This is a genomic window from Phocaeicola faecalis (genome assembly GCF_021730445.1).
In the GTDB taxonomy this organism is placed as follows: domain Bacteria; phylum Bacteroidota; class Bacteroidia; order Bacteroidales; family Bacteroidaceae; genus Phocaeicola; species Phocaeicola faecalis.
In genome coordinates this window covers 907,399-924,633 of sequence record NZ_JADNRM010000001.1, presented here as the reverse complement: position 1 = coordinate 924,633, position 17,235 = coordinate 907,399, and the positions used below count along the sequence as shown (strand labels likewise).

General features: G+C 43.2%; 16 protein-coding genes and 1 pseudogene. 4 read left to right on the top strand and 13 right to left on the bottom strand.

What is annotated here, in order from left to right; genetic code table 11:
• Window positions 1–1,782 (top strand): RagB/SusD family nutrient uptake outer membrane protein, encoded by a 1,782-nt coding sequence (locus IR173_RS03885; protein ID WP_237038355.1) that lies wholly within the window; start codon window positions 1–3, stop codon window positions 1,780–1,782.
• A gap of 104 nt (window positions 1,783–1,886) precedes the next feature.
• Here IR173_RS03885 and prmA read toward each other — a convergent pair whose 3' ends face one another.
• The 4 genes and pseudogenes from prmA to IR173_RS18110 all read right to left on the bottom strand — a co-directional run.
• Window positions 1,887–2,732, bottom strand: a complete 846-nt coding sequence (gene prmA, locus IR173_RS03880) for a 50S ribosomal protein L11 methyltransferase (protein WP_237038354.1) — start codon at window positions 2,730–2,732, stop codon at window positions 1,887–1,889.
• Window positions 2,733–2,742: 10 nt separating this feature from the next.
• Entirely contained in the window at window positions 2,743–3,003 is a 261-nt protein-coding gene (locus IR173_RS03875; RefSeq protein WP_237038353.1) for a thioredoxin family protein, read from the bottom strand.
• Window positions 3,004–3,022: 19 nt separating this feature from the next.
• Entirely contained in the window at window positions 3,023–3,673 is a 651-nt protein-coding gene (locus tag IR173_RS03870; protein WP_449580071.1) for an AAA family ATPase, read from the bottom strand.
• A gap of 392 nt (window positions 3,674–4,065) precedes the next feature.
• Window positions 4,066–4,413, bottom strand: a pseudogene (locus IR173_RS18110) (DUF3874 domain-containing protein); the annotation flags it as partial.
• Window positions 4,414–4,683: 270 nt separating this feature from the next.
• Between IR173_RS18110 and IR173_RS03860 the strand changes: the two are divergent.
• Window positions 4,684–5,307: an HU family DNA-binding protein gene (locus IR173_RS03860; RefSeq protein WP_237038352.1), complete on the top strand. Its 624-nt coding sequence runs from the start codon at window positions 4,684–4,686 to the stop codon at window positions 5,305–5,307.
• A gap of 155 nt (window positions 5,308–5,462) precedes the next feature.
• Here IR173_RS03860 and IR173_RS03855 read toward each other — a convergent pair whose 3' ends face one another.
• Complete coding sequence (locus IR173_RS03855) at window positions 5,463–5,768, bottom strand: hypothetical protein (RefSeq protein ID WP_237038351.1); 306 nt, start codon at window positions 5,766–5,768, stop codon at window positions 5,463–5,465.
• Window positions 5,769–5,771: 3 nt separating this feature from the next.
• The gene (locus tag IR173_RS03850; RefSeq protein ID WP_237038350.1) at window positions 5,772–6,935 is read right to left on the bottom strand and encodes a PDDEXK nuclease domain-containing protein; all 1,164 of its coding nucleotides are present in this window, start codon (window positions 6,933–6,935) and stop codon (window positions 5,772–5,774) included.
• 289 nt (window positions 6,936–7,224) lie between these two features.
• On the opposite strand from IR173_RS03850, the gene IR173_RS03845 reads away from it, so the two are divergent.
• Together IR173_RS03845 and IR173_RS03840 are read left to right on the top strand one after the other, a co-directional pair.
• A complete protein-coding gene (locus tag IR173_RS03845) occupies window positions 7,225–8,652 on the top strand; it encodes a hypothetical protein (protein WP_237038349.1) in 1,428 nt (475 codons plus the stop codon).
• Between the two features lie 48 nt (window positions 8,653–8,700).
• On the top strand, window positions 8,701–10,281 hold the full coding sequence (locus tag IR173_RS03840) for a hypothetical protein (RefSeq protein ID WP_237038348.1): 1,581 nt from the start codon (window positions 8,701–8,703) through the stop codon (window positions 10,279–10,281).
• 204 nt (window positions 10,282–10,485) lie between these two features.
• On the opposite strand, the gene IR173_RS03835 is transcribed toward IR173_RS03840, so the two are convergent.
• The 7 genes from IR173_RS03835 to IR173_RS03805 form a co-directional block, all read right to left on the bottom strand.
• Entirely contained in the window at window positions 10,486–11,619 is a 1,134-nt protein-coding gene (locus IR173_RS03835; protein WP_237038347.1) for a DUF4421 domain-containing protein, read from the bottom strand.
• Window positions 11,620–11,629: 10 nt separating this feature from the next.
• Window positions 11,630–12,619: a Gfo/Idh/MocA family protein gene (locus IR173_RS03830; protein WP_237038346.1), complete on the bottom strand. Its 990-nt coding sequence runs from the start codon at window positions 12,617–12,619 to the stop codon at window positions 11,630–11,632.
• An 89-nt stretch (window positions 12,620–12,708) separates the two neighbouring features.
• Window positions 12,709–13,524, bottom strand: a complete 816-nt coding sequence (locus IR173_RS03825; RefSeq protein ID WP_237038432.1) for a transporter substrate-binding domain-containing protein — start codon at window positions 13,522–13,524, stop codon at window positions 12,709–12,711.
• Window positions 13,525–13,532: 8 nt separating this feature from the next.
• On the bottom strand, window positions 13,533–15,635 hold the full coding sequence (locus IR173_RS03820; RefSeq protein ID WP_237038345.1) for a putative porin: 2,103 nt from the start codon (window positions 15,633–15,635) through the stop codon (window positions 13,533–13,535).
• A 93-nt stretch (window positions 15,636–15,728) separates the two neighbouring features.
• Complete coding sequence (locus IR173_RS03815) at window positions 15,729–16,271, bottom strand: 2-oxoacid:acceptor oxidoreductase family protein (RefSeq protein ID WP_237038344.1); 543 nt, start codon at window positions 16,269–16,271, stop codon at window positions 15,729–15,731.
• Between the two features lie 13 nt (window positions 16,272–16,284).
• Complete coding sequence (locus IR173_RS03810; RefSeq protein WP_237038343.1) at window positions 16,285–17,049, bottom strand: thiamine pyrophosphate-dependent enzyme; 765 nt, start codon at window positions 17,047–17,049, stop codon at window positions 16,285–16,287.
• An 18-nt stretch (window positions 17,050–17,067) separates the two neighbouring features.
• Window positions 17,068–17,235 (bottom strand): hypothetical protein, encoded by a 168-nt coding sequence (locus IR173_RS03805; RefSeq protein WP_237038342.1) that lies wholly within the window; start codon window positions 17,233–17,235, stop codon window positions 17,068–17,070.

Genomic DNA, 17,235 nt, shown 5'->3' with positions numbered 1-17,235 from the left:
ATGAAGACATATAATAAATTAATCAAAAATATTTTCTTCTGTACTGTTTTGGGAGCAACTGTCTGCAGTTGCGACTTGGATGTGGAGCCTACTTCCAACATCGCTACAGAAACTTTCTGGAAAACAGAAAAAGACGCATGGTATAATTTAAATGCTATTTATGCTAATTCGATTCCCGGCAGTAATGTTCATGGAGATTCTTATACCGAAGATGTATATTGTCAGTATTCCTGGGAGTCATCAGGACCGACATTCCTTCAGGATGGTTTTAGTCCATTGTATGACTCGGGCTGGAATTTTGAGACGATTCGTAAGCAGAACAACTTTTTGGCAGAGGTTGAAAACTGTGTAATGGATGAAGATTTAAAGAAACGTTTTATTGCCGAAGTGCGTGCAATGCGTGCCTGGACTTATTTAGGAATGACAATTACTTTTGGTAAAGTGCCTTTGATTACGGAAGTATTGCCTTATGATGCTCCTAATGTTCCTCGTGATGAAGTCAGTGTAATCCGTAAATTTATTTTAGATGAACTGACAGAAGCAGCAGCCGTATTGCCTGCTAAATACGCCGGAGGATATCCTAATGAAAAAGGGCGTATGACCAAATATGCTGCTTTGGCGGTGAAAGCAAGAGCTGCACTTTATTTTGGAGAATATGCAATAGCTGAACAGGCTGCAAAAGAAATCATGGATAATGGAGGTTTTTCACTGTTTAAAATTAGTCAGTTGACTGAAACTCAGCAGAAGGAAGCGGATGAAATGGCGCTGTATGTTGATTTTGATAAATATGGCATTGACCGTGACGAATTTATTAAAGGTATGTTTAGTTATGAGTCTTTATGGCATACGGAAAACGGTAATCCGGACAATCCTGAATATATCATGACTCGCCAATATACAGCATCAAACTGGGATTATCAGGATATGGTCCGTTACACAAGTATGCGTCCTAACCAATTGGGTGGATGGTCGTCTGTGACACCGACTCAAAACCTGGTGGACAGTTATTGGACTGTCGATGGAAAAGAACCTAGTACTCCGTCCAGAGACGAACGCGCTGCAGCTTATGCAAAAATAAAAGCCGATCTGGATGCTTATACCCCTCCTGCCGGAGAAGCCAAGTTCCTGGCATTTGTGAAGGATGTAACTGCCAACGGTAAGTTGAAAGATTACGAATATATGCAGGAATTCCGTAACCGTGATAGCCGCATGTATGTTTCCATTCTGTTCCCATTCAAGAGTTGGTATGAGACAGATGGTGGAACGGACTTTGCTTATGAATGGATTAAGGGCGGTAACAATGAATCTAAAACAGGTTTTAATTTCCGTAAAATGGTTGCTTTGGAGAACGACCCCAATAATGCAGGACAAGCTACAGGAGACTATCCTTGTATTCGTTATGCAGAAATCTTGTTGATATATGCCGAGGCTCATACTCAGACTACAGGATTTGACTCTCAGACTCAAGCAGCACTTAACCAATTGCGTGACCGTTGCGGTATGCCCGACGTTCCTGCCGGTTTAAGCAAGGAAGCCGGTTTGGAACTGATTGCAAACGAACGCCGTATTGAGTTGGCTGCAGAAGGTTTCCGCAGTGATGATATGTATCGTTATAGTGATGAATACTGGAACAAGCACATAAATAATGTAGAGATTGCATCTCCTGATGGTGATAATATTATTACTATGAGTTGGAGCTCTCGCATGCACTTGAGACCTATTCCTCAAACTGCAATCGACTTGAATCCGCTTTTGGCTAATGACCAGAATCCGGGTTACTAAAATCCTATAAATCTTTTTATACAATAGGATTAATTATATAAAGAAGAAAGCCGGCTGAATGATGGAAGATTCAGTCGGCTTTTTTAATTGGTATGGGACTCTTTTTATTGCATGATGAATTTCACTGCAGCCCAATTGTTCTTTTCCCTGTGATGGATAAATTTCATTCCCAGACTTTCCGCTTTTTCCCGGATGGCAGGAATGTCCTGCACATAGAATCCGCTCATGTAAAGCTCGGAACCGGTATGCATGCAAGCAGCGTACTGAGGCATATCCGCCAATAATATATTGCGGTTGATATTGGCGATAATGACATCAAAAGGTTTGCGTCCCTTCAATAAGGAGGCATCTCCCAATTCTACCGTAATATTATTAATCTGATTAAGAATAATATTGTCTTTGGAATTGTTTACACACCAATCGTCTATGTCAATGGCAGTAACGGGATTGGCGCCACGCATGGAAGCCAGGATAGCAAGAATGGAGGTGCCGCATCCCATATCCAGTACAGACTTGTCTTTTAAGTCGGCATCCAGCAGTTCGCTGATGATGGAACTTGTCGTTTCATGGTGCCCCGTTCCGAAAGCCATTTGGGGATTAATCAATATTTCGTACTCTGTTTTCGGAGTATCCTTGTGGAAAGTGCTGTGAATGCAGCAACGGTCACCGATAACGATAGGTTGGAAGAAATTCTTTTCCCATTCTTCATTCCAGTTTTTATCTTCAGCCTCTTTGACAGTATATTCCACTTTTGCGTCAGGAATGGGAAATTCCGCTACCATTTCCTCCAGTACTTCTTTATTGAACAGAGTTTGCTGGATGTAGGCCTGTACACCGCCTTCACATTCCACAAAACTCTCGAATCCGATATCTCCTGCCAATGCCGATACTACATCATTGATTGTTTCCGTGCAGGGATGGGTATAGAATGTAACTTCAAAATATTTCATACGTCTTTGTTTATTCGATTACTTTGCGGAGTAATGCTTCCATTTCGTTTTTGAAGATTCCGGCTTCGTGCACTTTCACTCCGTCCACATAAAAAGTCGGAACATAGTAATAGTCATATTGGTCGGCTATATCAGGATGTTGTGTTTCCTCTATCATTTCTATTTCTATCGGTTGGAATTCAGGGTATTCTTCTTTCAACTCTTCGATGTAGCGCAATGCCTTTTTGCAAAACGGACATCTTTCCTGATAAAATAATTTCACTGTTTTCATGTGGTTGTCTATTTTAGGTTTATATTTCTTCACATACCGGCATTTCCATTCCTCTATATACCACCACAATCTTATGCAGAGTGGTGGTGCCGACAGCTTTCTTCACGCTGTCCGTATCAGCATAGCGGATGGCGTTGGTAAAGTGGTCATACTCGTCGATGAAAAGATAAATTTTCTGACCGGCACGTTCGCATTCATGATAAAGATAATCCAACAGATTGACGGCTCCCTCTTTCTCGTCCAGTTTTTCCTTGATGCCTTGCGGCAAATACGCTGCATATACATCGCAAAAATAGTCGAAACAGATTTTGCAATGCGCATCCAGTCCTTCGCGGTAGTTGCACAACTCACCGTTGATGCCGGAGAAGTTGAGATAAATCACCAGATAGCTGTTGCGATTCTGCGTAGGATGCTTCCCGATATATAAATCACCGAAAAGTTCCTCGAATCTGTCCTTGGTGCGTATGTCGTAATAGTGCTGCAACATATTTATTGTCAGGTTTTTACCGAAGCGGCGCGGACGGATAAAGAAGAAAAAACGGTCCGATTGTTCTATTAAGGGGATAAATGATGTTTTGTCTACGTAATAGTAATCGTCACGGCGGATGACAGCAAAGTTCATCATGCCGTAAGGCAACCGTTTTCTGTTGGGCACTATATATTCTTCCATAATTTGTTCCTTTTTTAAAGAAATATTCCTTTATAAATGGATAGTGACAAAGATAACTTCTTTTCATTACTTTCACAAACAAACCCTTTGTCTTTTTGTTTCGGATTTTTCTTCTCACAATAAAGCTGGATGTAATTATGCTCTCATTTGTGGCATAATTCGCTTATAATAAGTGTGCTATTGATGATGGTAACATAAATGAGTGGGAGTGTGTCCAAACTAAACCGACCTATCCCATCGTCAGCTGTAGGGGCAGGGTTTGCCTGCCCGAAGACACAAAGCCTGAAGACACAAAGCAAACTGTTTTCGGGCGAGCGAACCTCGCCCCTACGAACGAAACGACAGCATTATCCACGTTTTAACACACCCACATTCTCATCTTGAAAAATAAATTATTCCAACTTGACTACATGGCACAAAGTACCTCTGATACTGGCTCTTTTGGGTACATTCAGCTTATGCAGAATATGTCCGAACCAATTTATCTTATTGATAGGCAGCTTGTCACGCGTGTTCTCTTGGAGGTAATTGAAAATCTCCATGGCAGTCAGCCATTCTCCCTCTTTATCAGCGGTAGCAGAAAAAAAGTTACAATTGAACAAATGCTCCAAAGGCGAAATTTGCTCGAATTTGCTGTTGCTTTGACGCAAAACAGCCTCATCTTCATCATTCAGCCAGTAACGTTACTGCTGATAAAGCAATGGCATGGCTTGTGCATAGAGCTGGCGGTAGTCTATGGTGTTTATTATGTACCTCAACATGGAGAAGATAATGTTCTGGCATGTGGAGAAGACAGCGTGTGTTTTATTCTTTGTCCTTGTCTGCTTTTCCCTTTCTTTTATTTGTTTACGTACTGTTCTTTTCCTATCTTTGTATGTTTATCATTGCTTGACCACCTTCGTGGTTAAATCTAACCACGAAGGTGGTCAAAGTTAACTACGAAGGTGGTTAAGTCTAACCACGTCCGTGGTTAACAGATATTGAAAGTTCATTAATAAAAGAAGAACAGTATGGCAATACAATTTGATTGGTATGAAAATCCTAAAAACTCTGAGCAGCAAGGAGAAAAGACTATTTTTCATCCGCGTCTCCGGCTGAATGGAAAGGTGAGCACGGCCCAGCTTCGCGCCCGTATACAGAAATATTGTACGTTGACGGAGACGGATGTGGTTGCTGTGCTCGATGCGCTGTCGCATGCCATGGGCGAGGAACTGGCGGAGGGCAAGCAGGTGCATCTGGACGGCATCGGCTTTTTCCGTCCTAACCTGGTGAGCACCGAGCTGGTAACCGAAGAAACGAAGCGCAAAAGTACGAAGGTGAAACTCAAGGGGATTGTCTATCGTCCCGACCAAATATTGATGGATGAAGTGGGAAAGGTAAAGGTACAACGTACTCGGTTCTCTTTCCACTCGAGTAAACTGGCCAATGAGGAAATTGATGCGCTGCTGACGGAATATTTCACGACTCATGATTTTGTGCAGCGGAAGAGCTTCCAACTTCTTTGCGGCATGACGCAAACCACGGCCAACCGCCATTTACGCCGCTTGTGTGAAGAAGGAAAGCTGATAAATGTGGGACTTCCCAAACAACCGGTTTACAAGCCGATAAATGGATATTGTATTGTGAATAAGTAAGTTAAGTGCGTATTGTAAAAAATGAAGGGTGAGAGCATGAGAGTAATGCTCTCACCCTTTATTATGCTCTCATGGCGTGCATCGTGTTCATTGCCAATGAGTTGGAATTGCGGGTGAGAGCATGAGAGTATAAGTGGGTGCAACTTATCATTGTGTTATTTCACCAAACTCATTAGCGTATCATAATTATCAATCTTACTATATTTGACTTCGGAACTACTTAATTGCTCGAAAAGTTTCTCCGCACAAGCTATTTTGTTTTTCTGTTCCTTGTTCTTTAAAATCAAGTCGTATGCTGAAATATCATCCGGTTGGTCTGAACCATGTTTTATATCACTATTGACACTTCTTCCTTTTTTGTCAATGCTGAAATAACCCGCATGGGTTTCATGCGTGGAAATACTTCCCAGATAGGCCATGTAATCAGCATCAAACATATTCTGATTGTTGTTCAGTTTCATATCCTATTCCTCCAACAGTTTTTTTAGCTCTTCTGTATCGGGTAATGCTTTACGCAAAGGCTCTGGCATATCATCAACCGTTTTATAAGTGGCTACACCCATCGGTTTATTGTAATCTTGGATAATGTACTCAACAAAGTCTTTGTTAGCATTTTTGCAAAGAACTATGCCGATAGTAGGATTCTCGTGTGGTTTCTTTACCTTGTCGTCAAGAATGCGAATATAGGTCATTAACTGGCCTAAATAGGATGGCTTGAAAGCTCCGTCCTTTAATTCTACGACTACCATTGAATTCAAGGCACGATTGAAAAAGAGAAGGTCCGGAAAGAAATCCTCGGCATAAACTTCTAAATGATACTGATTGCCTATAAATGAGAAATCCGTTCCAAAGGTCATAATGAAATCTTTTACCCTTTTTATAATTTCCTTTTCGATTACACGTTCATCTACATCAATCTTGTCTCGTTCACCTATTTGTTCCACATTTATGAAGTCCAATGTATAGTTATCCTTGAACATCATTACTGCCTTGCGAGCTAAATTTGATGCTTTAATGGTTCTATCGAAATTATTAGGCATTTCAGACTGATGTTGATAGGCATCCTCCTTAATAATCTTCACCAATGCCTCTACCGATAGATGTTCTACTGCACAATGATGAATATAGTAGTATCTTTGATTTATATCCTGTACCTTTGAATATATTTCAACGTGATGCGTAAAAGGAACATTGAAAAAATCCTCCACAGGAAAATCCTGTATATCAGAGAATGTCCATTCATTAGACCTGGCTGTAATTTCATTGGAAACATCATGTGGTAAATCGTCCGTTGTAACGGACGATTTGGCGATTTCAATTTCGTCCGTTGTAACGGACGAAGTTGCATCGAGCATATTCCAATTCTCATAGAATAGTCTCATCTTCTTTAAACTGGTGGCCGAAAAGCCTCTCAGTCCGGGCAATTCTCTTTGTAATTGGCTGCTGATTGTTTTTAAAGCACCTGTCCCCCAAGCTCCCTTGCGGGTTTTGACGGACAGATATTTTCCCACGCCAAAGTATAGAGCCAACTGGATGCGATTGACACTTTTCAAAGCTTCATATTGACTTTGAAGAATTGCTGTTTTGATAGCTTCTACGGCATCTTTATATTGTGATATTCCATTCATTTATATTATTTATTAGTTTGGGCAGTTCCATTTTCCTCTATAAAAGACCGTTTAATCAGGTTCTTGTGGCTGGTTAAAGGTGCATATAGATGCAAAGATACAAAATACTTCATTCAAGAAGCGGTACCGGCCGGTAATTTTGAAGAAATAGCTTCGTATCCTACTGAATAAAAGTAAAATAGGGAAATCCCTACCAACTAATAGGGATTTTCTTTGTTATGTAGTAAAACCTCGGGCTATCTTTGTACCAGAAAAAAAGGATAAAATAACAAATAAACAAGTAACGAGTATGAAAAAGATTGTATTGGCTTCGCTTATGATGGCGTGCTTGCCTTTCCTGGCAATAGCACAAAGCGTAGAAGACGACCTTTATTTCATCCCGAAGAAGAAAGCCGAAAAGAAGGAAGAGGTTAAGCAGGCGGTAAAGGTAACTGTTCCGCAGAAGCAGAATAATACCACTGTCTATGCTGCTCCCGGCTCTACGGTTGTCGTAAAGGATGTAAAAGGCAATACGCGTGATGTGGATGAGTATAACCGTCGCTATACTTCACGGGATAATACGTTCTCGATGGAGAATGATACTTTATATATCGAGGAAAAACCCTTGAATGAGAGAGGCGAGTGGGTAAATGGTTTCGAAGGTTCTCAGGATGATTATGAATATGCCATGCGTATCGTTCGTTTCAGAAATCCCCGATATGCTATTCCGGTGAGCAGCCCGCTGTATTGGGATGTGGTTTACGGATTGTCTTCTTGGGATTGGAATGTGTACGATGACGGATTGTATGCTTATGCGTTTCCTACTTACACCAACAGATTATGGTGGGATTGGCGCTTTAACTATCCTTACAGACCGAGTTGGGGATTCAGTTGGGGATGGAGCTCACCGTGGTATTACAGCAGTTGGTATCCAAATTACTGGTATGGCGGCTACTGGGGCGGCGGTTATTGGGGACATCATCCTTGGCACAACCATTATTATCCCAGCTACGGTTGGGGCGGCGGCTACTGGGGTGGCGGACATGGATGGTATGGTTCCAATGCTCATCGTCCGGGCATTCATGCCGGCAGATATAACAACAATTATAACTCGTCACGCCCGAACCGTAATAATTACGTAAACAATTATGGTCGCACTAACAGTAACTCTTATGTGGGACGCAGTGAAGGCGGACGTACCGGCGCAAGTAGTTATCGTTCGGTAGGACGCAGCGGTTCCAGCTCGGGAAGAGTGGTTTCCGGTTCGGATAAATCAAATTCAGTCCGCCCGGGAAGAACGGTATATCGCTCTCGTACCGGAGAAAACATATCAGTCGGTCAGTCGACAGGTGTACGGAATGAGAATACGTATAGCCGTCCGGAGGCAGGAAGAGGTTCTTCCTACAATAGGCCCAGCAGCACTCGCAGCAGTGTTTCAGGCTCGTCTTCTTATCAGAGAAACGCTAACAGTACGGTAGGGCGCGGAGCATATCGCAGCAACAATAGCAACAGCTCCTCTCGCGGTAATTCTTATTCAAGGGGTAATTCTTATTCACGTGAGAATTCGACTTCCCGGAATAATACATCGACCTCCAGAAGTAATTCGTCATACCGCAGCAACAGCTCTTCGTCATCTTCACGCAGCAGCTATTCGAGCGGTGGAAGCAGTGTCTCACGCAGCTCCGGCGGTGGTGGCGGTTCTCGTTCAAGCGGTGGCGGTGGCTCTCGCAGAAGATGAGTTTGAAAATTAAACTAGACAGATGATAGAATTAAATAGACTTGGTATATGAAAAATAAAGTAATACTAACCGCTTGTGCGTTGCTGGCAATGGCAACGGCAAGCGCACAAAATGCATACGATGCCGAGCGGTTGCTCGGTAATGACTTGAACGGAACGGCTCGTTTCGTGGGTATGGGTGGTGCAATGGGTGCCTTGGGCGGAGATATGTCTGTAATGGGTACAAACCCTGCCGGTATTGGTATTTATCGCAGCAATGATGTCGCATTGTCTTTCGGTTTTAATAATACGGCGGCGAAGAGTAACTTTTATGGCATGTCAATGAAGGAAGACCGGACACGCGCTTCTTTTGACCAAATCGGTTTTGTATACAGTAATAAGATAGGTAATAATACCTCTCTGCGTTTTGTGAACTTTGGGTTCAACTATCATAAGAGCAAGAATTTTAACCGCTTGTTCTCGATGGGAGGAATATTGGATAACGGTCTCTCGCAGAGTTGGCAATTGGCTGAACTGATGAACGGTGGAATGGCGGGTGTAGGAGTTACCGGTCCTGAATCGTTTCAGGATAAGATTATAAATGTCGATAATCCTTATACAAAGTTTTGGAATAAGTTGCCGGTGTTGGGAGTCTTGGGAGCCCAGACCGGTGTGGTGGACTGGCCGGCCGGTCAGGATAAGGTGATGGGGTGGAACTGTTATAGCAATAACTTCTTCAGCAAGGAGACCGGTGGCATCAATCAATATGATTTCAATGTATCTTTCAATATAGAGGACAGGGTGTATCTGGGTGCTACATTAGGAGTATATGATGTCAGCTATAATCGCTTCTCCTCTTATACGGAAGAATTGAATGATGATTTCGGCAAAGAAAACGGCGGTTATACCTTAGATAATTATTATGCTTTGGACGGAACCGGTATTGACTTGAAACTGGGTGTGATTGTCCGTCCCTTCGAAAGTTCGCCTTTCCGTTTTGGCTTTGCCGTGCATACTCCCACATGGTATGATTTGAGAGAGAGCTATGATGCCACTTTATCTTCAAACATTGATTATTACGGCGAGGCATACAATCAGAATCTTGGTGATTTCTTGATTGGACGTGATTATGATTATCTGACTTATGATTATAATCTGACTACACCGTGGAAGTTCAATGTCAGTGCAGGTACTACTGTCGGAGGCCTGGTAGCCGTAGGTGCTGAATATGAATACTCGGATTATTCTTCCAGTAAATTAGAGGACGTGGATGGTTATCCGTTGGGCGACCAGTCAAGTGTGAATGATTACTTGAAAGGTGTTCACAATCTGCGTGTAGGTATGGAAGCACGTATTGTTCCAGAGTTTAGCATTCGTGCCGGATATAACTATACATCGGCTGCTTTTGCCAAGGATTCTTATAATGCGCTGGCTTTGTATAGCACACATACCGATTATAATAATACAGAGTCGAAGAATACGTTTACTTTCGGTTTAGGTTATCGTGGAAGCGTGATATATGCCGATTTAGCCTATAAATATGATATGTATAAGTCTAAGTTCTATCCTTTTGACGATGTGGAACTGAAAGCCGCACAGGTGGATAACTCACGTCATCAACTGTTGTTCACTGTAGGAGCGCGTTTTTAATGGATTTATTGTGAGTCTAATATAATTAAATTAAATGTGAATGTATCAGGAGCGAAGCATTGCTCTTGATACATTTTTTTTGTAGCGGGGATTGTGAGTTAAAGGGAAAAAGCAGTCTGTTACTTGTAACGCAAGAGTTGGGAGTTTACCGGATATATGATTGTTTTCTCGGTATTTGGTTGAAGGAGAATTATTAATATGCCACTATTTATGACGGTATTCTTTCTTTTTCCAGAAGTTGAGTCCGACATATACGCGTAGGGTTCCGAAAGTATTAGTCAGTGAAAAGTCTTCTTTCCGATAATCGTAGGTGTGCATGACCAATGCGGCACCTGCGAAGTATTTACTGTTATTATAGACGATGGAGGCACGGGTAATCAAGTCGAAATTGATATCTTTTATCCAATGGGTACGGGGCTGGGGCGTATCGTCTATCTTTGATTTCTTATAGGCGATGGCGGGAAGGAGTGAAAGGTTGGATACCCAGTTCTTGGCAAAGACCCAGTTATAACCGTAGCCCAGACAAAGGCTGTAATCCGAATATTTCACTTTCTTGAAAAGTAAAGCATTGTGTAACTGTTCCCTCATCTCGGTCGGCAGCTTATCATAATCAAAGGAAATATTATGTTGCGAGTAAGAGAATCCTGCCATTAAAGAGCCGGCGCTTTTCCTCTGGTTGGTAGATTGGCTGTAGGCGGCAGGGTAAGAGAAGCGTTTGTAATTGAATATCCAGTAGGCGTTCAAACCCTTGATTTTACTTTGGAAGCCGTTGAAGTCCATATTTTTGACTGGCTCGTTTAATTGGAAACCATTGTATGAGCGTATCTTGAAATCGCTTCCGGTCTTTCTCCAATATAAGTCTACACCAAATTTAGAGCTGTAAAGGTTGAGTGCCATTTCTGTTTTTTTGGCTTTGTTTTTGTGTCCGCCAAAGATGTCTTTTACATCAAAAGAGTATCCCAAGAATATCCACCGCCAACCAAAATAAACTCCTAACTTGAAATTGGCGTTCGGTGAGAAACTTATGCTTTGTTCACCGTTATTGTTGTTGCTGCCCAATCGGTAGTATTCATACCAACTGCTGTGTTCCAACATAAATGCCAGATTATAAAGATTGGGTGAGATGAACGTGGTGTCGATGGCATTGAACTCTTTGCCCACCTTTCTGATTTTACGGCCGGTGTGACGCACTGTGGTGGCAATGCCGTCTGTCAGATTGACAAGAACGCCTTTATTGTTTTGCACTGTCGTGTCCTTCTCTATCTCTTCTTGTGCGGAAGCACTCAGGATATAAAGAAAGAAACTGAGCAGCAAACAGATTTTTCGGGCGTTTGTCATAAATGTGATATTAAAGTTTATTTAAAATACGATCCATTACCCAGTTTGTGGGAGTAGCACTGATTCCGTCACAGGTACAGATTGCCTTTCCTTGCAGATGCTCTACCACCGCCTTGATAAGAGGGAGTTGTACGTGAGGGGGATTTTCGGGGAGGAATTCTTCACGTCCTCTTTCTGTGTGCAGAGCGATGGGTTCGTAAGTGAAGACTGAGAAACAAATCATTCCCTTGTCGCCGATGATTTCGATGCGGTCTTCTTTGGCTGATTCATGTGCCACAAAGCACCATGAGCCGGAACCGGGCAGACCGGAATCAAATTTGAAACAGGCGCTGATGGTGTCTTCTGCCTGATAGAGACCGCCACGGTTACTTTTATATCCTTCAGCTTCGAGTATGCAGCCGAACATATCTTGCAGCAAGTCTAATTGATGGGGGGCGAGGTCGTAGAAGTAGCCGCCTCCTGCAATGTCTGCCTGTACACGCCAAGGCAGGTTCGTGCTGTTATAATCGAGGTTACGCGGAGGTTGGGCAAAACGGATTTGTATGTTGATTACATTGCCGACTTCTCCGTTCTCTACCATTTGGCGTACTTTCTGAAAGTAGGGAAGATAGCGGCGGTAGTAAGCTACAAAACACGGAACACCAGTTTCTTGCGAAATGCGGTTGATGCGGGCGCAGTCTTCATAACTGGCTGCCATCGGCTTTTCAATATAGACAGGTTTTCCGGCCTTCATTGCCATGATAGCAAAGGTGGCATGGGAAGAGGGGGGCGTGGCGATATAGACGGCATTTACATCTTCATCACCAATGAGTTGCTGCACGTCGGTATACCAACGTGGAATATTGTGTCGTTTGGCATAAGATTCTGCTTTTTCTTTGTTGCGACTCATCACAGCCACTACTTGAGAGCCTTCAATCATAGCGAAGGCGGGTCCACTCTTTTTCTCGGTTACTTCACCGCAACCGATAAAACCCCATTTTACTGTTTCTAGCTTGTTCATTACTATACTATTTTCGTCATTCCTCTTGAAATGACAACAATTCAGATTGCAAATATATTAAGATTTTGCAACTTAATCCGTATAAGAAATCACTTATTATAGTATTTCTTCTGTAGTTCTCTGAATTCGGGGGTCTGTGTGTAAGTGTCGAGCCATGCATTCAAACTGTCCAGCAAGATGGGGGAATGTTTGCTTACTCCCCATGAATAGAATTGGGTGAAGCTGATGGCTGTCTCTATGTCCAGTTGTGGAAAATCATTGATGGAGGCTTGGGCTATGCTTTCGTCGCATACCGTGTAGTCTATATCTCCGTGAGCCACCATTGCCAACAGTTGTTCGGGGCCGTATTTCTCTACTTCTTGAATGTAAATGGTATCTCCGATTTCATTGCTCAGATTATGGATGCGGAGCAGAGCGGGTGAGCCTTTGACCACGTGAAGGGTTTTACGTGCTAGCTCTAATTGGCTGTGGATATACATACTGTCGTTTTCCTGTTCGGGTTTACGTTGTACCAGCACTTGCTTGTTGAGAAGGATGGGGTGGGTGAACAGCAATGAGTCTTTTGATTCGCTGGTCACTATGGTGCTGTTTGCCAGTATGTCGTATTTTCCGGTTAATATGCCTTCCTGTCTTTTTTCGAAACTCATTTCCGGAGTAATTTCAGGCGCCAGTCCTTTGCTGCGGGCAAACGCATTCAATAATTCATAATGAAAACCGCTTACGGTATCTCCGTCGGCAAAATAACTGATGGAATTATATTCTGTTACAGCCCGCAGAACTCCCGATTCGACGATAGCCTGGTAGTCTCGCGGTTCACTCTTCTCTTTCTCTTTTTTGGGGAAAAGGAGGGTATAGAGGGCGACAGCCACAATTCCTATTATGATATATTTCAAATATCTCTTCATCACTGCGGTTAGTCAAAGAAATTCCATGAGAGTCCGAACTTAATCATTTTCGGATTGACCGGATAATGGGGTGCAAGGAAGTATCTTGAACTGCCCGAACCCTGATTGATATGATACATCATTACAAAGAAACGAGTACGTTTCAAGTGCAGATTGGCATAGACATTGATGATAGGATAAGAACCGATTTCAATCTTGTCTTCGGGGTTCTGATTATAGAATTGACCGATGGCAGGAGAATAGTCCGGTGCATAATACTTGGTGAAGTAACGCACATCGGCTCCCAGTTCCAGTTGGAGCACTTTCTTGGCAAGTCCTGTTTTGATATAGAGATTGCCATACATAGATAGTTCGGGCAAAGGCAGGATATCTTGCTTGCTCGATTTCTGATAAGCTACTTCACCGTCCAGATGCAGGATGCCGAATTTAAACTTTTGCTGCAACACAGCACTTAATACCTGAATATTTCCGGTGTATTGCTCTACGGCAGCATTGTTCTTAAAGGAGAGGATTTTGCCTTCACTGTCCTTTACAGGGACACTTGTATTGGCAAGGTAGGTGTAGTTCTTGATATTCTCTACGCCGGCACGCAAAGTCGTTCCCCATTTGTCGAAACTCAATTTTCCTTCCAGTCGGGTACGCATGATTTTGGATAGGTCATCATTATTCCACCAGTAATGCTTGGAATGGAAATGCCTGAAATAGAAGACCGGATTCTGGTTCTTGATAAATGCATTGGCTTCCAGCCGAACGGTGTCGCCAAATAGAGGTATATTCAAATCTCCGTTACCTTCGATATTGAATTGTCCGGCATCTTCACCTGCGATAGCCAGCTCGCCTAAAACATTATAGTGCAGCAGTTTGCCTTGACGCTTGGACAATTGGCCTCCAATGGATAGTACGCTTTCTTTATAATGCTCCAAACGGCGTTCTTTGGGAACATCTGTCGTATCTGTCAGTGTAAAGTTGCGGTATTCGTAACTCATAAAAGCGGTAAGTCCTGCCTTGGCCCATTTGTTGAAGCCTTCGTGCAGTGATATGCCGATGGTATTTTTGATGGAAGAGCGTCGGGTCTTGTCAATAGAGTCATTACCCAAATAATTGTGTTCAAAATATTTCTGATTCTGTTCGTCATCATAAGAGATGTATTTGCGTCCGTTCAGGTCGACTTGCAACGTGTGGATGAAGCTGGTGACAGGAACAAATTCCTGGATAATCCTTACAGAATCTTTAGCTACACTGTCCGTCTTTTCTTTGTGAAAGCCAAGGTTGTAGCGCTGGGTCATAAATACATGATAGCTGGTATTATGGTTCCATACTTTATTCAGGTTGGTGGGAATATCATAGGATTTGTATTCCTTTTTTCCTTCCGCCATGTCCAAAGGATTGGTGATATAGCGGTCGTCGGCGATACCGCCGTTCTCAGCCATTTTCAGGTTGTCATTGTTGAAGACAAAGTGCATATTGTATTTGTCTCCCCGATAGCTGGCAAACAGTCCCCCATTAAAGAATGCTGTAGACTGGCTGGCGTAGAGACCGCGTCCGTAAAGATAATCGATATAAAAACCGATACCGAATCGCTTGTTGGCATTGATGGCGAAGTAAGACTTGAAACGCTCTTCACCGTTACGGCTGTCGAAAGTCTTGTAATAGCTCAGATTGGTAAAGGGGGAAAGCGTATTGGTAAATATGATGTCTTCCGGACGGAGCACGGTAAGGTCATAAGGGTCGGTAAAAAAGAACTGGCTGGCATCCCGGCGGTCGAAAAAAAGACGTGACAGGCGGGGAGAACCTAAGTTACCCAGATAATTATATTGTCCGGTCATGCCTCCGGTGTCGTTTGTATTTTGGAAAGCGTGCGTCAGGGTGTCCACCGGCACGACGGTCACATTACCGAAGCGGCTGTCTATTTTCCATGAATATAGTCCGATGGGAATGGTATTTGCATCGACTACGGCAGTTGTATCTATGGGGTTTCCATTACGGTCGCGCTGCCCCATGCTTAATCCGCTGGCAGAAGAACCGAAGTTATTATTCAGTGTGTTTTGTGCTTGCAACACCACTTGGCTGCACAAAAACATTAATAGAATGAGTGAGAATATTCTTTTCATAACGCCCGCAAAGATACAATATAAAAATAAAAGGAAGAGCTTTTCCACTGTGGAAAGTTCTTCCTTTTATTATTCGTTTAGAGTTATTTTAACTTACTGAGGCTTAATAATCTCCATTCCGATGTGAATTGCTTCTTCGTTTACGGGGATAAGGTGGTGGTGGCGTTCGGGCAATGTCTTGCGTAACGCTTTCAGTACACTTTCAATGGCTACCACCGGACGCAGTTTCAATAATCCTCCCAAAACAATCATATTGAATGTTTTGGCAATGCCGCGTTCATTGGCTGCATCCATAGCATCGATGCGGTAAATTTGAATGTCTTTGCGGGTCGGCGGTTCAATAATGCCATATCCGTCGTAAATCAGAATACCTCCCGGTTTTACCTTGTTTTCAAACTTAGCCAGTGAAGGCTGGTTCAGTATGATGGCCGTATCATATTGGCTGAGAATGGGAGAGGAGATGCGTTCATCGCTGACGATAACTGTAACGTTGGCGGTTCCTCCTCGTTGTTCGGGGCCGTATGCCGGCATCCAGGTCACTTCCTTGTCTTCCATCAGTCCCGAGTAAGCCAGTATCTTACCCATTGACAATACGCCCTGACCGCCAAATCCTGCTATAATTATTTCCTGTTTCATCACTTCTGTTTTTTTATTCTTTATCTTTCAAATCGCCTAACGGATAGAAGGGGAACATGTGTTCCACCATCCACTCATTGGATGCCTGAGGTGTCATCTTCCAGCCTGAGTTACAGGTGGAAACAATTTCTACCAGATTGGAACCTTTTCCGTTCATCGAGTTCTCGAAAGCTTTGCGGATGGCTTTCTTTGCCTTGCGGATAGCGGCAACTGTATGAACAGCCTGACGGGTGACGTAGGCTGTACCCTCCAGCGTGGCGGCTATTTCGGTCATCTTCAACGGATAACCGTGGATGGTTACGTCGCGGCCGTAAGGACAGGTAGCGGTTTTCATACCGATTAGTGTGGTTGGAGCCATCTGGCCGCCGGTCATACCGTAAATGGCATTATTGATAAAGATGATGGTAATGTTTTCTCCTCTGTTTAGCGCATGGATGGTTTCGGCAGTACCGATACATGCCAAGTCGCCGTCACCTTGATAAGTGAATACCAGACGGTCGGGCCATAAACGCTTCACGGCTGTGGCAACGGCAGGTGCACGTCCGTGGGCAGCTTCCTGCCAGTCGATGTCCAGATAGTTATATGCAAATACGGCACATCCCACCGGCGATATGCCGACGGTTTTGTCTTCCATGCCCATTTCTTCGATTACTTCGGCTATCAGCTTATGAACCACACCGTGGCTGCATCCGGGACAGTAGTGCATCGGATTGTCGTTCATCAGCGTTGGTTTTTTGTAAACCAGGTTTTCGGGTTTTATGATTTCTTCTTTTGTCATATTTTCTCCTCCTATCGCTTAACACATGAACCGTAAAAAGAACTCTATCAGCTTGGTAAAGATAGCTGCGGCGCAAACATAGATGAATATTTTAAAGTCACTGACAAAGAAGTAGGTAAGAACGGCTGCCAGTGCCAATACCATAAATATGATATTCAATATGTTTCTAATCAGATTCGTGTTCAT

Excerpts from the sequence above, each read along its gene's own strand:
- IR173_RS03810 (WP_237038343.1), bottom strand. The coding sequence starts at position 17,049 with ATGACAAAAGAAGAAATCATAAAACCCGAAAACCTGGTTTACAAAAAA.
- IR173_RS03860 (WP_237038352.1), top strand. The coding sequence starts at position 4,684 with ATGGCAATACAATTTGATTGGTATGAAAATCCTAAAAACTCTGAGCAG.
- IR173_RS03870 (WP_449580071.1), bottom strand. The coding sequence starts at position 3,673 with ATGGAAGAATATATAGTGCCCAACAGAAAACGGTTGCCTTACGGCATG.
- IR173_RS03835 (WP_237038347.1), bottom strand. The coding sequence starts at position 11,619 with ATGACAAACGCCCGAAAAATCTGTTTGCTGCTCAGTTTCTTTCTTTAT.
- prmA (WP_237038354.1), bottom strand. The coding sequence starts at position 2,732 with ATGAAATATTTTGAAGTTACATTCTATACCCATCCCTGCACGGAAACA.
- IR173_RS03820 (WP_237038345.1), bottom strand. The coding sequence starts at position 15,635 with ATGAAAAGAATATTCTCACTCATTCTATTAATGTTTTTGTGCAGCCAA.
- IR173_RS03815 (WP_237038344.1), bottom strand. The coding sequence starts at position 16,271 with ATGAAACAGGAAATAATTATAGCAGGATTTGGCGGTCAGGGCGTATTG.
- IR173_RS03875 (WP_237038353.1), bottom strand. The coding sequence starts at position 3,003 with ATGAAAACAGTGAAATTATTTTATCAGGAAAGATGTCCGTTTTGCAAA.
- IR173_RS03845 (WP_237038349.1), top strand. The coding sequence starts at position 7,225 with ATGAAAAAGATTGTATTGGCTTCGCTTATGATGGCGTGCTTGCCTTTC.
- IR173_RS03825 (WP_237038432.1), bottom strand. The coding sequence starts at position 13,524 with ATGAAGAGATATTTGAAATATATCATAATAGGAATTGTGGCTGTCGCC.
- IR173_RS03840 (WP_237038348.1), top strand. The coding sequence starts at position 8,701 with ATGAAAAATAAAGTAATACTAACCGCTTGTGCGTTGCTGGCAATGGCA.
- IR173_RS03830 (WP_237038346.1), bottom strand. The coding sequence starts at position 12,619 with ATGAACAAGCTAGAAACAGTAAAATGGGGTTTTATCGGTTGCGGTGAA.
- IR173_RS03885 (WP_237038355.1), top strand. The coding sequence starts at position 1 with ATGAAGACATATAATAAATTAATCAAAAATATTTTCTTCTGTACTGTT.
- IR173_RS03850 (WP_237038350.1), bottom strand. The coding sequence starts at position 6,935 with ATGAATGGAATATCACAATATAAAGATGCCGTAGAAGCTATCAAAACA.
- IR173_RS03855 (WP_237038351.1), bottom strand. The coding sequence starts at position 5,768 with ATGAAACTGAACAACAATCAGAATATGTTTGATGCTGATTACATGGCC.
- IR173_RS03805 (WP_237038342.1), bottom strand. The coding sequence starts at position 17,235 with ATGAACACGAATCTGATTAGAAACATATTGAATATCATATTTATGGTA.